Origin of the sequence: Variovorax sp. J22G73 (assembly GCF_030317035.1) — a bacterium.
Taxonomy (GTDB): domain Bacteria; phylum Pseudomonadota; class Gammaproteobacteria; order Burkholderiales; family Burkholderiaceae_C; genus Variovorax.
Map to the genome: position 1 here is coordinate 335669 of NZ_JASZYK010000003.1, position 13952 is coordinate 349620.

12 protein-coding genes are annotated in these 13952 nt (G+C 70.0%); 9 read left to right on the forward strand and 3 right to left on the reverse strand.

Translation table 11 applies throughout. The annotated features are described in order from the left end of the window. The first annotated feature begins 2 nt into the window (after window positions 1-2). The 8 genes from QTI51_RS14180 to QTI51_RS14215 all read left to right on the forward strand — a co-directional run bounded on the left by QTI51_RS14180 (window position 3) and on the right by QTI51_RS14215 (window position 9305). Window positions 3-869 (forward strand): IclR family transcriptional regulator, encoded by an 867-nt coding sequence (locus QTI51_RS14180; protein ID WP_286514480.1) that lies wholly within the window; start codon window positions 3-5, stop codon window positions 867-869. Window positions 870-871: 2 nt separating this feature from the next. Continuing rightward, window positions 872-2044: a thiolase family protein gene (locus tag QTI51_RS14185; RefSeq protein WP_286514482.1), complete on the forward strand. Its 1173-nt coding sequence runs from the start codon at window positions 872-874 to the stop codon at window positions 2042-2044. Next, window positions 2041-2430, forward strand: coding sequence for a Zn-ribbon domain-containing OB-fold protein (locus QTI51_RS14190; RefSeq protein ID WP_286514484.1), 390 nt, complete (start codon window positions 2041-2043; stop codon window positions 2428-2430). Before QTI51_RS14185 ends, QTI51_RS14190 begins: the two co-directional genes overlap by 4 nt. A gap of 59 nt (window positions 2431-2489) precedes the next feature. Then, window positions 2490-3515, forward strand: coding sequence for a tripartite tricarboxylate transporter substrate binding protein (locus QTI51_RS14195; RefSeq protein ID WP_286514487.1), 1026 nt, complete (start codon window positions 2490-2492; stop codon window positions 3513-3515). Between the two features lie 71 nt (window positions 3516-3586). After that, window positions 3587-5692, forward strand: a complete 2106-nt coding sequence (locus QTI51_RS14200) for an acetate--CoA ligase family protein (protein ID WP_286514489.1) — start codon at window positions 3587-3589, stop codon at window positions 5690-5692. 171 nt (window positions 5693-5863) lie between these two features. After that, window positions 5864-6736 carry an oxepin-CoA hydrolase, alternative type gene (locus QTI51_RS14205; RefSeq protein ID WP_286514492.1) on the forward strand — a complete coding sequence of 291 codons (873 nt, stop codon included), beginning with the start codon at window positions 5864-5866 and terminating at the stop codon, window positions 6734-6736. 101 nt (window positions 6737-6837) lie between these two features. Further along, window positions 6838-8334: a circularly permuted type 2 ATP-grasp protein gene (locus QTI51_RS14210; protein ID WP_286514495.1), complete on the forward strand. Its 1497-nt coding sequence runs from the start codon at window positions 6838-6840 to the stop codon at window positions 8332-8334. 14 nt (window positions 8335-8348) lie between these two features. Continuing rightward, a complete protein-coding gene (locus QTI51_RS14215; RefSeq protein ID WP_116909836.1) occupies window positions 8349-9305 on the forward strand; it encodes an alpha-E domain-containing protein in 957 nt (318 codons plus the stop codon). 65 nt (window positions 9306-9370) lie between these two features. Here QTI51_RS14215 and QTI51_RS14220 read toward each other — a convergent pair whose 3' ends face one another. Together QTI51_RS14220 and QTI51_RS14225 are read right to left on the reverse strand one after the other, a co-directional pair. Further along, window positions 9371-10123, reverse strand: a complete 753-nt coding sequence (locus QTI51_RS14220) for an SDR family NAD(P)-dependent oxidoreductase (protein ID WP_286514500.1) — start codon at window positions 10121-10123, stop codon at window positions 9371-9373. A 214-nt stretch (window positions 10124-10337) separates the two neighbouring features. Then, window positions 10338-10973 carry a glutathione S-transferase family protein gene (locus tag QTI51_RS14225; protein ID WP_286514504.1) on the reverse strand — a complete coding sequence of 212 codons (636 nt, stop codon included), beginning with the start codon at window positions 10971-10973 and terminating at the stop codon, window positions 10338-10340. Window positions 10974-11137: 164 nt separating this feature from the next. On the opposite strand from QTI51_RS14225, the gene QTI51_RS14230 reads away from it, so the two are divergent. Next, window positions 11138-12043, forward strand: a complete 906-nt coding sequence (locus tag QTI51_RS14230) for a LysR family transcriptional regulator (RefSeq protein ID WP_286514506.1) — start codon at window positions 11138-11140, stop codon at window positions 12041-12043. A gap of 52 nt (window positions 12044-12095) precedes the next feature. Here the strand turns inward: QTI51_RS14230 and QTI51_RS14235 are convergent, their stop codons facing one another. Beyond that, the gene (locus QTI51_RS14235) at window positions 12096-13766 is read right to left on the reverse strand and encodes a phosphoethanolamine transferase (RefSeq protein ID WP_286514511.1); all 1671 of its coding nucleotides are present in this window, start codon (window positions 13764-13766) and stop codon (window positions 12096-12098) included. Between the last annotated feature and the right edge of the window lie 186 nt (window positions 13767-13952).

A 13952-nucleotide genomic window follows, 5' to 3' on the forward strand; every position in this document is an offset into this window, starting at 1 on the left:
CGATGGCCGCCCGACCTCGTTCCGTTGCATCCGTGCTCACCCACAGCGCCGCCGAGCCGACCTCGTCGGTCGAGCGGGCCTGCCGCATCCTGCGGGCGCTGTCCGACCCCGGCGTCACGCGCCTGACCGACATCTCGCTGGCCACCGGGCTGGACAAGACCACCGTGCTGCGCGTGGTCGAGGTGCTGATGCGCGACGGCTTCGTGGTGCGCAACCCGCAGACCAAGCACTACAGCCTGGGCGCCGAGCTGCTGGTGCTCGGCGCGGCGGCGCTGGCGCGCTTCGACCCGCGCCCGCTGGTGCGCCCGAGCCTGCTGCGCCTGACGGGCAACTTCGAAGACAGCGTGATCCTGTCGATACCGAGCGGCATCGAGTCGCTGTGCGTCGACGTGGAAGAGGGGCGCTTTCCCATTCGCGCCAACTACCTGTCGGTGGGCAGCCGCCGCCCGCTGGGCGTGGGCGCCGGCAGCCTGGCGCTGCTGGCCTGGATGCCCGACGCCGAACGGCAGGCCGCGCTGGCCGTCATCGGGCCGCAGCTGCAGCGCTACCCGCGCATCACGCCCGAGCTGCTGGAGGCCCGCGCGCTCGAAGCCCGCGAGCGCGGCTACGCGGTGCTGCTCGACGTGGTGGTGGAGCGCATGGGCGGTATCGCCGCACCCATCCTCGGTGCCGACGGCCGGCCGGTCGGGGCGCTGAGCATCGCGGCGCTGAACGACCGCATCACCACGCGCGAGGCCGAGCTGGCCAGGGCGCTGAAGCGCGAGTGCGCCACCTGCGAGGTGCTGTGGAGCGGCGCGGCGCATCAGAGCGCCGTGGCTTCGCGCGCCGGGGGAGCAGGGGCCGGGGCTCGGCGCGGCAGGGTTCACTGAGCATGAACCTCCCCACCGCACCCACGGCACCCGCCGCTCATCTCGTCGGCGCCGGCAACACCGCCTTCGGCCGCCATGAAGGCCGCGGCGCGCTCGACCTGATGGCCGAGGCCGCGCAGCAGGCGCTCGGCTCGGCCGGCCTCGCCCGCGGCGACATCGACGGCCTGCTCTGCGGCTACGCGACCACGCTGCCGCACCTGATGCTGTCCACCCTGTTCTGCGAACGTTTCTCGCTGCGGCCCGCCTATGCGCACAGCCTGCAGCTGGGCGGTGCCACGGGCTCGGCCATGCTGATGCTGGCGCGCGACCTGGTGCGCGCCGGGCGCTGCCGCAACGTGCTGGTGGTGGCCGGCGAGAACCGGCTCAGCGGCCAGTCGCGCGACAGCGCCATCCAGACGCTGGCGCAGGTGGGCGACGCCGATTTCGAGGTGCCCAACGGCGCCTCGGTGCCGGCCTACTACGGCCTGCTGGCCTCGCGCTACCTGCACGAAACCGGCACGCGCGAAGCCGACCTGGCCGAGCTCGCGGTGCTGATGCGCGCGAACGCGGCAGGGCACCCCGATGCGCACCTGAAGGCGCCCATCTCCGTCGACGACGTGCTGGCCTCCAAGCCCATCGCCGCGCCGCTGAAGCTGCTCGACTGCTGCCCCATCTCCGACGGCGCGATGGCGCTGGTGGTGTCGGCATCGCCGCGCGGCGAGGCGTGCGTGACGATGGCCGGCGCCGGCCAGGCGCACCGCCACCAGCACCTGAGCGCGATGGCCGACGTGATGCAGTGCGGCGCGGCCGAGGCGGCACAGCGCGCCCTCGGCGAGGCCGGCCTGCGCGTGGACGACATCGACTGCCTGGGCATCTACGACTCCTTCACCATCACGCTGGCCATGCTGCTCGAGGAAATCGGCTTCGCGCCCCGCGGCGGCGCCGCGCAGCGCGTGCGCAACGGCGACTTTCGCGCCGACGGCCCGCTGCCGCTGAACACCCACGGCGGCCTGCTGTCCTTCGGCCATTGCGGCGTGGCCGGCGGCATGGCGCACACGGTGGAGGTGTTCCGCCAGATGACGGGGCAGGCCGGCAGCCGGCAGCTGCGCCGCCCGCGCCACGCCTTCGTGCACGCGGACGGCGGCGTGATGTCTTCGCATGTCAGCCTGGTGCTGTCGCTCGGAGGCACGGCATGAACGCGCTCGCGGCCCCCTTCGTCGAAGGCCTGGCGCGGCACGAGCTGCGCTACCAGTGTTGCGCGGCCTGCGGCCATGCGCAGACCCTGGCGCGCTACGCCTGCGCCGCTTGCGGCAGCACGCGGCTCGATTGGAAGACCGCCAGCGCCCGGGCGACGGTGCACGCGGTCACCGTCGTTTCGCGCGCGCCCTCCGACGAATTCCGCGCGCTGGCGCCGTACACGCTGGTGCTGGTCACGCTCGACGAAGGCCCGCGGCTGATGGCCCATGCCGCGCCCGGCGTGCGCATCGGCGATCGCGTGGCCGCCGGCTTCTTCGCGCACGCGGGCCATGTGCTGGTGCGTTTCTCGCCAGCGCCCGCGCCCGCGCCACCGCCGCCCGATTGAGCAGCGCCGGTTCCCCACGACGCTCCCCGACCTCACAACCACAAGCAGGAGACAAGCGCATGCATTCGTTCCGATCCTTCGTCCGGCGGCAGCTGCCCCGTGCCACCCGTACTCTGGCCGCGCTGGGCGCCTTCGGCGTCGCCCTGGGCCTCGCCGCCGCAGCCCCGGCGCACGCCGAGGCCTACCCGACCAAGCCCGTCAAGCTGGTGGTGCCCTATCCGCCGGGCGGGCCGACCGACATCGTGGCGCGCGTGGTGGCGCAGAAGCTGTCGGAGCAGACCGGGCAGCAGTTCATCGTCGACAACCGCCCCGGGGCCGGCGGGAACACCGGCGCCGAGCTGGTGGCGCGCAGCGCGCCCGACGGCTACACGCTGCTGATCGCGACCACCGCGCACGCGATCAACCCGTCGCTGTTCAAGAACCTGGGCTACCGGCTCACCAGGGACCTGGCGCCGGTGTCGCTGCTCACCAGCGGCCCGCTGGTGATCGTGGCCAACCCCGCGCTGCCCGCGAAGAACGTGGCCGAGCTGGTCGCGCTGGCCAGGACCAGGCCGGGGCAGCTGAATTTCGCGTCGTCGGGCAACGGGCAATCGACCCACCTGGCGGCCGAGCTGTTCGCCTCGATGGCCGGCGTGAAGATGACGCACATCCCCTACAAGGGCAGCGCGCCGGCGCTCACCGACGTCATGGGCGGGCAGGCGCAGCTGATGTTCGACACCATGCTCTCGGCCATGCCGCACGTGAAGGGCGGCAAGCTCAAGGCGCTGGCCGTCACCAGCGCGCAGCGCTCGCCCGCCGCGCCCGATGTGCCGACGGTGGCCGAGTCCGGCGTGCCGGGCCTGCAAGGCTACGAGGCCATCGCATGGAACGGCCTGCTTGCGCCGGCGGGCACGCCGCCCGAGGTGGTGGCGCGGCTCAACGCCGAGCTGAAGAAGGCGCTGACGCTGCCCGAGGTGAAGGACAAGTTCGCCGCGCAGGGCTTCGCCGCGACCTGGAACACGCCCGAGGCCTTCGGCGGCTTCATGAACACCGAGGTCGAGAAGTGGGCGCAGGTGGTGAAGGTGTCGGGCGCGACGGTGGACTGAGCCATCGCCCGGCCGCAGCCGATACCCGAAGACTCACGAACACCCAGGCCATCCAGAAACTGAAAGCGTCCATGTCCGACCTGCTCGAATCCGCACTGAACCCGAAGTCCGTCGCCGTCATCGGCGCCTCCGAGAACATCCACAAGATCGGCGGGCGGCCGATCCACTACATGCAGAAGTTCGGCTTTGCCGGGCGCATCTACCCCATCAACCCGCAGCGCGAGGAGGTGCAGGGGCTCGAGAGCTACGCCTCGCTCGCCGCGCTGCCCGAGGCGCCCGACCTGGCGCTGGTGATCGTGGGCGGCGAGAAGGCGGTGGCCGCGGTGGACGAATGCGCGGCACGCGGGGTGAAGTCGGCGGTGGTCATCGCCTCGGGCTTCGGCGAGGCCGGCGAAGAAGGCCGCGAGGTGCAGCGGGCCATGGCCCGGCGCGCGCGCGCCGCCGGCATGCGCCTGTACGGCCCCAACACGCAGGGGCTGGCCAACTTCGGCAACGGCGCCATCGCGGGCTTCTCGACCATGTTCGTGGAGGTACCGCCGGCCGACGGCCCCATCGGCGTGGTGAGCCAGAGCGGTGGCATGAGCGCCATGGCCTACGGCCTGCTGCGCGGGCGCGGCCTGGGCGTGCGCCACGTGCACGCCACCGGCAACGAGGCCGACGTGACGGTGTCCGACATGGCCTGGGCCGTGGCGCACGACCCCGACGTGAAGCTGCTGCTGCTGTACCTGGAAACCATCGCCGACCCCGAGCTGCTGGCACGCACCGCCGCCTATGCGCGCGAGCGCGGCCTGCCCATCGTCGCGGTGAAGGCCGGGCGCTCCGCCAGCGGGCAGAAGGCGGCGTCGTCGCACACCGGCTCGCTGGCCAACGAAGACCGGGCGGTCGATGCCTTCTTTCGCCACCACGGCATCTGGCGGGTGCGCGACCCGCACGCGCAGGCGCTCGCGGCGGAGGCCTATCTGAAGGGCTGGCGGCCCGAGGGGCGACGGCTGGTGATCATCAGCAACTCGGGCGCGAGCTGCGTGATGGGGGCGGACGCGTCCGAAGAATTCGGCCTGCCGCTGGCAGAGCTGTCGGCCTCCACGCGGGAGAACGTGGCCTCGCGACTGCCGGGCTTCGCGACGGCGACCAACCCGATCGACATCACCGCCGCGCTGCTGTCCAACAGCGGCCTGTTCGGCGACGTGCTGCCGGCGGTGGCCGCGGACCCGGCGGCCGACCTGTTCTTCATCAACATTCCGGTGGCGGGGGCGGGCTACGACGTGGAGGCGTTCGCGAACGACACCGCCAGGTTCGAGGCCGCGACCGGCAAGCCGGTGGTGGTGGCGGCCTGGCAGGCCTCGGTGGCGGCGCCCTTCAAGGCGCGCGGCATCCCGACCTTCGGCAACGAGACCGAGGCGCTGGGCGTGCTGGCGCAGCTGGCGTCGCACACGGCGCTGATGCGCGAGTCGCACGCACCCTGGCCGGAAGCGCTGGCGTCCGCGCCGGGGTCGGCGTTGGCGTTGCCCCAGGGCACGGGCCGTTTCCTGAACGAGGCCCAGAGCCTGGCGCTGCTGGCCGCGCACGGCGTGCCCGTGGTGGCGCACCAGTTGTGCCGCTCGGCGGCCGAGGCGCGCGACGCCTGGGGCGCGGTGGGTGCGCCGGCCGTGGTGAAGGCCTGCTCGGCCGACGTGCCGCACAAGTCGGAACACGGCTTGGTGGCGCTGCGCGTCGGCAGCGCGGACGCCGCGGCGGCGTTGTTCGACGCCCAGTGGGCGAAGCTGGCCGCGCTGGGCGCCGCGCAAGAGGGCGTGCTGGTCGCGGCCATGCACAAGGGGCGGCATGAATTCATGGTCGGCGCCCGGCTGGACCCGGTGTTCGGCCCGGTGGTGGTGGTGGGCGACGGCGGCACCTATGTCGAGGCCCTGCCGGACGTGGCCGTGCTGCTGCCTCCCTTCGACACCGCCGAGGTGAAGAAGGCGCTGGACACCCTGCGCATCGCGCCGCTGCTGGGCGGCGTGCGCGGCGAGCCGCCGCTGGACGTGGAGGCGCTCGCGGCGGTGGTGGTGGCGGTGGGCCGGCTCATCGTGGCGGGGGGCGGAAGCATCGCGTCCATCGACGTGAACCCGGTCATGGTCGGGGCCGCAGGGGAGGGCGCGATGGTGGTCGATGCGCTGGTGGAGCGGGCCGGAACCTGAGATTTCGTGAAGTAGTTGGCAGATCCGGCGTCGAAAGTGCGGCCCGGGCCCTCCCGGGTTGAATCTTCCGCGTTGAGTAGTTTCGTATTCATTTCCGAAAGGAAACTTCATGCGCCACTCCTCCTCGCCCGTTTGCCAGCGTCTTGTTCCGTCATTTGCCGGGGTCTTCCCATGAAGGCCGACACCTTTCCCGCGCTCGACGGCTTCGGCTCCGGCCCCGGCACGATCGGTGAGCCCGGCGAGCCCGCCGGCGCGCGCATGCGCACGCACCGCGAGGGCGCCGTGCTGGTGCTCACGCTGAGCAACCCGCGCGCGCGCAACGCGCTCAACCCCGGCATCTACCGCGCCGCCGCGCAGGCCGTGCGCGCGACCGCGGGCTTTCGCACCGTGCGCGCCATCGTGCTGACCGGCGAGGGCGCGCACTTTTCCGGCGGCGGCGACCTGAAGCGGCTGGCGCGCCAGCGCAAGTTTCCCGAGGCCGAGCAGCGCGGCCACATCGACGCGCTGCACGAATGGATCATGGCGCTGCAGGAGGCGCCCCAGCCGGTGATCGCCGCCGTCGAGGGCGCGGCCATGGGCGGCGGCTTCTCGCTGTGCCTGGCCTGCGACCTGATCGTGGCCGCCGAGGACGCGCGCTTTGCCATGTCGTACGTCAACATGGGCCTGTCGCCCGATGCCGGCGGCACCGATTCGCTGGCGCGCGCGCTGCCGCCGCAGGCCGCGCTGGAGATGCTGCTCGACGGCACGTCGGTGAGCGCCGAGCGCCTGCACGGCTGGGGCGTGGTCAACAAGGTGGTGCCCAGCGGCACCTCGTACGCGGCGGCGCTCGCCTGGGCGCAGCAGCTGGCGCGCGGGCCGTTCGAGGCGCAGGCGCACATCAAGGCGCTGGTGCACGGCGCGCGCGGACGCGCCCGGCGCGAGCAGCTGGACGCCGAACGTGAATCCTTCCTGACCAGCCTCTACGGCGACGAGGCCGGCGAGCGGATCAAGAAATTTCTCGCCCCGAGAAAGGCGGCGCAGGCCGGCGACGGCAGCGCCTCGTAATTCGCGGGGAGAAAGACCCTCGACCGTTCCTTGCGCCGCATATCAGGGCTTTCACTGGCCTTGAACTTGCTAAGCTATGGCTCAAGGAGATTGGTCGTTCCATGCACAAATTCGACGAGATGTATGAGCAGTTGCCCTATTCGGGGGCTGCGATCCGACAGCACTACAAGCGCTACGACCAATGGCTTGCGAAGCAACCCGCGGAGGTGATGCGTTCGCGGCGTGAAGAGGCGGAAATGATCTTCCGCCGGGTCGGTATCACCTTCGCCGTGTACGGCGCGAAGGACGAGGACGGCTCCGGCACCGAGCGGCTCATTCCGTTCGACCTGCTGCCCCGGATCATTCCCGCGCATGAGTGGGACAGCATGGAAAAGGGGCTGGTGCAGCGCGTGACCGCGCTCAACCGCTTCCTGCATGACGTGTACCACGACCAGGAGATCATCAAGGCCGGCATCATCCCGGCCGAGCAGATCCTCAACAACGCGCAGTTCCGCCCCGAGATGATGGGCGTCACCGTGCCGCACAACGTCTACTCGAACATCTCGGGCATCGACATCGTGCGGGCGCCCGACGCCGACGGCAACGGCGAGTACTACGTGCTCGAAGACAACCTGCGCGTGCCCAGCGGCGTGAGCTACATGCTCGAGAACCGCAAGATGATGATGCGGCTGTTTCCCGAGCTGTTCAACCAGAACCGCATCGCGCCCGTCGCCCACTACCCCGACCTGCTGCTGGAAACCCTGCGCGCCAGCGCCCCGCCGGCCACGGCCGAGCCCACGGTGGTGGTGCTCACGCCCGGCATGTACAACAGCGCCTACTTCGAGCACGCCTTCCTGGCGCAGCAGATGGGCATCGAGCTGGTCGAGGGGCAGGACCTGTTCGTGAAGGACGACTTCGTCTACATGCGCACCACGCGCGGCCCGAAGCGGGTGGACGTCATCTACCGCCGCGTGGACGACGACTTCCTCGACCCCGACGTGTTCCGCCCCACCTCCACGCTGGGCACGGCCGGCCTGATGCGCGCCTACCGCGCGGGCAACGTGGTGATCTGCAATGCCGTGGGCACCGGCGTGGCCGACGACAAGTCGATCTACCCGTACGTGCCCAAGATGATCGAGTTCTACCTCGGCGAGAAGCCGATCCTGAAGAACGTGCCCACCTACATGTGCCGCAACAAGGACGAGCTGCAGTACACGCTGGACAACATGAAGGACCTGGTCGTGAAGGAGGTGCACGGCGCCGGCGGCTACGGCATGCTCATCGGCCCGGCCGCCACGCAGGCCGAGATCGAGGACTTCAAGAAGGCCGTGATCGCCAAGCCCGACGGCTACATCGCCCAGCCCACGCTGAGCCTGTCGAGCTCACCGACCTTCGTGGACGCCGGCATCGCGCCGCGCCACATCGACCTGCGGCCCTTCGTGCTCTCGGGCAGCGAGGTGCAGATGGTGCCCGGCGGCCTCACGCGCGTGGCGCTGAAGGAGGGTTCGCTGGTGGTCAATTCGTCGCAGGGCGGCGGCACCAAGGACACCTGGATCCTCGAAGCCGACCGCGCGCCCAAGCCCAAGGCCGCGCCCGCGCAGTCGCAAAGCCAATCGTAGTAGGAGCACAACCGATGCTGTCACGCACCGCCGACCATCTCTACTGGATGTCCCGCTACACCGAGCGCGCCGAGAACACGGCGCGCATGCTGGACGTCAACTACCAGACCTCGCTCCTGCCGCAGTCCGCCGAAGTCGCCAAGTACGGCTGGCAGGGCGTGCTGTCCATCAGCGAGCTGCTGCCCTGGTACAACAAGAAGTACGACCAGATCACGCCCAACGAGGTGATGGAGTTCATGGTGAAGGACGAGAGCAATGCCTCGTCCATCGTGTCGTGCCTGAAGGCCGCGCGCGAAAACGCACGCGCCGTGCGCGGCGCGCTCACCACCGAGGCATGGGAAACGCAGAACACCACCTGGCTCGAAGTGAACCGCATGCTGCGCGCGGGCGACTTCGAGCGCGACCCGGGCCAGTTCTTCGAGTGGGTCAAGTTCCGTTCGCACCTGTCGCGCGGCGTCACGCTGGGCACCATGCTGCAGGATGAGGCCTTCTACTTCTCGCGCCTGGGCACCTTCCTTGAACGCGCCGACAACACGGCGCGCCTGGTCGACGTGAAGTTCCACGCGCTGAACAGCGAATTCTTCGGGGCCGCCACCGAGGAAGACCAGGAGTACGACTTCTATCACTGGAGCGCCATCCTGCGCAGCGTCTCGGCCTTCGAGGTCTACCGCAAGGTCTACCGCGACGTGATCAAGCCCGAGCGCGTGGCCGAGCTGCTGATTCTTCGCGCCGACATGCCCCGCTCGCTGCACGCCAGCCTGGTCGAAGTGGTCAACAACCTGGCCAAGGTGCAGAACGAGCAGAGCGCCGAAACGCAGCGCCGCGCCGGCAAGCTGCTGGCCGACCTGCAGTACGCGCGGGTCGACGAGATTTTGGCGACGGGGCTGCATGCGTACCTCACGCAGTTTCTCGATCGCGTGAACGAGCTGGGCGGGCGAATCAGCCAGGACTTCCTGGTTCCGGCGCATTGAGCTGAGCCGAAGCCGGCGAACGAGGGCAACCCTCAACCCTCGCGCCGGCCTGACCTGGCCTTGCCTCAGCGCCAGCCGCCAGAGGCGCAGATGCGCTCGCCGGTCAGCCAGGCCGCGTCGTCGGAGGCGAGAAACACCACCGTCGGGGCGATGTCGTCCGGGCTGCCAAAGCGGCCGCCCAGCGGGGTCTGCGACACCATCTGCCTGGCGGCATCGCTGCCCACGAAGCCGATGCGGCGCGTGCCTTCGGTCTCGGTATGGCCTGGCGCCACCGTGTTGACGCGGATGTTGCGGGCGCCGAGCTCCTTGGACAGCGAGATCGAGATCGCGTCCATCGCCGCCTTCGTCGCCGCGTAGATCGATGCGTTCGCGAAGGGGTTGTTGCTGATCACCGTGCCGATGTTGACGATGCTGCCCCCGCTCGCCGGGAACGCCTTCAGGGCCTCCTGCGTCAGCAGCACCGGTCCGAGGATGTTGGTATTGAACTGCCAGTGAAAGGTCTCCTCGGTCACGGCGTCGATGGGCTCGAACTGGAAGACGCCGGCGTTGTTGACCAGGACGTTCGGCGTGCCAAGCGTCTTCACGATTTCGGCGAACAGGCGTTGGACGTCCTGCGCCTTCGCGACGTCGCCCTGCACCGCGATGGCCGTGCCGCCTGCGCTGCGGATCGCTTCCACGACGCCTTCCGCCCCGGCCTTGTCGGTGGCGTAGTTGACGGCGACGGCAGCGCCCGACGACGCCAGTGCGCGGGCGATTCCAGCGCCGATGCCCTTCGATGCGCCGGTGACGATGGCGACTTTGCCTTTGAGATTGTTCAAGATGTACTCCGATGGTGGTTGATGGATTCACGCGGGCGTTGCAACCGTGTCCCTCGCTTCGGGCGCTCGATGACGGTTTGCAACGACCAGATCCAATGGTCGGGACGGGAGCCGTTTCGCACCAGACAGGTGGCGGACATACCGGCCATTCCCGACGCGAATACCTGGCAAGACAGAAGCGCCTCCACGTCGATTCGCATGACGGCAAGGCCTGTCAAGCGGCGGGCGGAACCAGTGCCTCGAGGCGCCGGGTGGCGCGCTGCACAGCGTCGCGCTGCTGCACCTTGTCGTACCAGCGGCCGACATGCGGCGCCGCGCTGAAATCGATGTCGGCGAACGCGCGCCGCCAGAACCAGCCGAAGTGGGCGATGTCGGCAATCGAGTAGAGGTCGCCCGCCACATACCGGCGCTCGGCGAGCAAGCGGTCCAGCAGCGTCACGATGCGCTGCGCCTCGCCGTGGAAACGGTCGATGGCCAGCGGCAATTTCTCGCTCGCGTTCTTAAGGAAGAAGCCTGCCTGCCCGAACGCCGGCGCAAGGCCGGACGCATGCAGAAAAAGTTGCTCGAACACACGAGCCCGCCCGATGCCATCGCCGGGCAGAAGCTGGCCGTGCTTCTCCGCGAGGTACACGAGGATCGCCGCGGACTCGGCGAGGGGCTCGCGGCTCGACAGGGCGGTGTCGACCAGCACCGGCACCTTGCCGTTCGGATTCAGCGCGAGAAACGACGCCGCTTTCTGTTCGCCCTTGCGAACGTTGATTGGGCGGAGTTCGTAGCCGGCGCCGAGCTCTTCGAGAGCGATCGCCACTTTCACACTGTTGGGAGTTGCAAATGCGTAGAGTTGGTACATGGGTCAAAGCCGTTGAATCGGGCGGCCATTTTCTTGAGGCCTTGTGCGATCGCATACGCCTGCCGCCCGCATACCGGCTATTCCTTCGAGGCGCGGCTGCTCGAGATTTCATGTCATGAACACCGCGCGTCCACGACCGGATGCGCCAAGAAAAAAGGGCTCCCGTGGACAGATTCGCTGCTATCGAAACCTTCGTGGCCGTCGTGGAAACGGGTTCGTTCTCGGCTGCGGCGCGAAGACTCAAGGTCGGACAGCCGGCGGTCTCCAAGTCGGTGGCGAACCTCGAGGACAGGCTAGGCGCGCGCCTCCTGCTGCGCGGCAACCGCCAACTGACGACCACCGAGACCGGGCGTGCCTACTATTCGTACGCGCGCCGCGCGCTCGACGAAACCGAGGAGGCCGAGCAGGCCGCCCGCGGCAGCGCCGTCGCGCTGACGGGCAGCATCCGCATCTGCGCCGCGGTCACCTTTGCCCGCCTGCACGTGGTTCCCCAGCTGAAGGGGTTCCTCGCGGCCCACCCCGGGTTGTCGATCGACGTGATGCTCGACGACCGCAACGTGGACCTTGTCGAAGAAGGCATCGACGTGGCCTTGCGCATGGGCGAGCTGCCCGATTCGGTGATGACGGCGCGACGAATCGGGCAGTCCCGGCGCCTGGTGGTGGCGACGCCCGCTTACCTGGCGCTCGCCGGCACGCCGCAGTCGCCCGACGCTCTTGTCGCGCACCAGGCGGTCGTCTACGACCGCGGCGGCGGGGGCAGCGCCTGGCAGTTCCGCAAGGAAGGGCGCGAGGCCTCCGTGACCCTCTCCGGGCGGCTGCGCGTGACAGCGGCCGAAGGCTTGCGCGCGGCGGTGCTCTCCGACATGGGTCTGGCCGTCGTTTCCGAATGGATGTTCGCACCCGAGCTCGCCGATGGCCGCGTCGTGGATGTGCTGCCTGAGTGGGCGCTGCCACCCATGGACCTCTGGGCGATGTACCCCTCGGGGCGCCGGGCCAGCGCGAAGGCGCGCGCCTTCGTCGACCATGTCCAGGCCGCGCTCGCTGCCGGCGCGGGCACGTCGGCGCCGTGACGAGGCAAGCTACAGCTCGGCCTTCACCGTCACAGTCGCAGTCGCAGTCGCCTTATCGGGTGAACGACTCCACGGCCACCGGGATGCTCGGCGCCTCCCAGCGGTAGCTGCCGCCGAGCACATCGCGCTCCGCCTTCTGCCCGCTCCACTGGATGCGCAGCATGTCCATCAGCGTCCACCCCGTCCAGTCCGCGCGAAACGGTTGCTGCGCCGCGTGCGGCGGCCAGGGCTGCTGGTTGCGCCAGGCCACGGCCGGGATGCGGTAGCCCGACGCCGTCGACGGGCTGTGCCCCGCGCGGTCGCTGACGTGGCCCACCTCCTGCCCGTGGTCCGACAGGTACATCCACGCGCGGTATTCGTCGGGCTTGCCCGCGCTGCGCGTCTGCTGCAGCAGCTCCGACACGACGAAGTCGTGGTACAGCAGCGCGGCGTCGTACTCCTGGCGAAAGCGGCGCACCCAGGCCGAGCGGCCTTCCTTCACCAGGCCGTTTTCCACCGCGTCGACGTCGTCGTCGAAGGGGTTGGCGTTGGCCGGAAAGCGCAGGCTGTAGTGCGGGTGCGCGCCCATCAGGTGCACCACGATCAGCTTGCGCTCGGTGCTGGTGTCCGCGAAGGCCTCCTGCACGCAGTCGAGGATCTCGCCGTCGAGCGACGCGCTGGCCCGCCCCGGCGTGCGGTTGACCATGTCGACCACGTCGGCGAAGCGCGCGTGCTGCTGCTCGATGGCCAGGTCGTCGTGGTTGCTGATCCACCAGACCTTGTAGCCCGCGGCGCGCGCCAGGGCCAGCACGTGCGGCGGGTTGTCGCTCTCGGGCAGGCCGAAATGGAACATGTTGCGCAAGGCGGGCAGCGTGCTGGCATCTACCGACCATGCGTTCTTCAGCACGGCCATCTGCTCGCCGGCCTGCGCCTTGTGCGCCTGCAGGCGCGGCGTGGTCGGACGGCCGTAGCCGTACAGGCCCATGTTGTCGCGGTTGATGCTGTCGGTAATGACCAGCACCACGGTGGAAGGCCCGGCCTGCGTGATGACGGGCGCGATGGCCTTGGCCTGCGCCATGAGGCGGTCGCGCTGCTTCTGCTGGTCGGCCCAGGCGGACTGCAGCGTGTGCAGGGATTCCACCCACTGTGCCCAGAAGATGGCGGGATGCAGGCGTCGCCAGGGCTTGCTGGCATAGGCCACGCAGGACACGAGCAGCGCGAGCGCGACCAGCGCGGTGAGCCAGCGCGATGAGCGGGGGGTGCGGGCCGTGGAAGCTGTTGATGAGGTCGCCGGTGCTTCTCGTTGCGCACCTTGCGCCCCTCGCTGCGCGAACATGCCCACCAGCACGCCCGCGCCCACCAGCACCGCGCACCACACGGCCGCCGAGCGCCAGTGCATCCACAGGTACTCGCCGCTCTCGCGCGCATTGGTGTTGGCCGCGGCGCCCAGCACCATGGCGCCGTCGGGCGCGGCCTGGTAGGTGTCGAGCAGGTAGGCGCGCACGGCGCCGTCGAGCGCGAAGCCCATGGCCCAGAGCCAGACGCACACCGTGCGCAACCGCCGCATGCGCGCGCTGCGCAACGGCCACAGCAGCCACAGCACGGCGGGCGCGGCCAGCACCGCGAGTTGCGTGATGCGCCGGCCGTCGTGGCCCAGCGCGATGAGCGCGAGCAGCGCGGCGCCGACCACGCCGCAGGCGAGCAGGGCGCCGCGGGGAGGCGGTTGGCCTGGTGCAGGTGGCACAGGTGACGCAAATGACGCGGGGGCGTCTGGCAGAGGGGTGGTCAAGGGAATGGGGCGCGCTGTGTGCGGCAGGAGCAAAGCAAGGGCCGGGGCGGGCAGGCAGGCAGGCAGGCAAGGGGCACGGTCTGGGCGGCCGCATTCTGGCCCGCGGCACACGCCGCACCCCCCAGTGCCCCGATGGCGGCA

Bases quoted from the DNA above. Each gene is read 5' to 3' on its own strand.
- QTI51_RS14180 (WP_286514480.1), top strand. From the start codon at position 3: ATGGCCGCCCGACCTCGTTCCGTTGCATCCGTGCTCACCCACAGCGCC.
- QTI51_RS14185 (WP_286514482.1), top strand. From the start codon at position 872: ATGAACCTCCCCACCGCACCCACGGCACCCGCCGCTCATCTCGTCGGC.
- QTI51_RS14190 (WP_286514484.1), top strand. From the start codon at position 2,041: ATGAACGCGCTCGCGGCCCCCTTCGTCGAAGGCCTGGCGCGGCACGAG.
- QTI51_RS14195 (WP_286514487.1), top strand. From the start codon at position 2,490: ATGCATTCGTTCCGATCCTTCGTCCGGCGGCAGCTGCCCCGTGCCACC.
- QTI51_RS14200 (WP_286514489.1), top strand. From the start codon at position 3,587: ATGTCCGACCTGCTCGAATCCGCACTGAACCCGAAGTCCGTCGCCGTC.
- QTI51_RS14205 (WP_286514492.1), top strand. From the start codon at position 5,864: ATGAAGGCCGACACCTTTCCCGCGCTCGACGGCTTCGGCTCCGGCCCC.
- QTI51_RS14210 (WP_286514495.1), top strand. From the start codon at position 6,838: ATGCACAAATTCGACGAGATGTATGAGCAGTTGCCCTATTCGGGGGCT.
- QTI51_RS14215 (WP_116909836.1), top strand. From the start codon at position 8,349: ATGCTGTCACGCACCGCCGACCATCTCTACTGGATGTCCCGCTACACC.
- QTI51_RS14225 (WP_286514504.1), bottom strand. From the start codon at position 10,973: ATGTACCAACTCTACGCATTTGCAACTCCCAACAGTGTGAAAGTGGCG.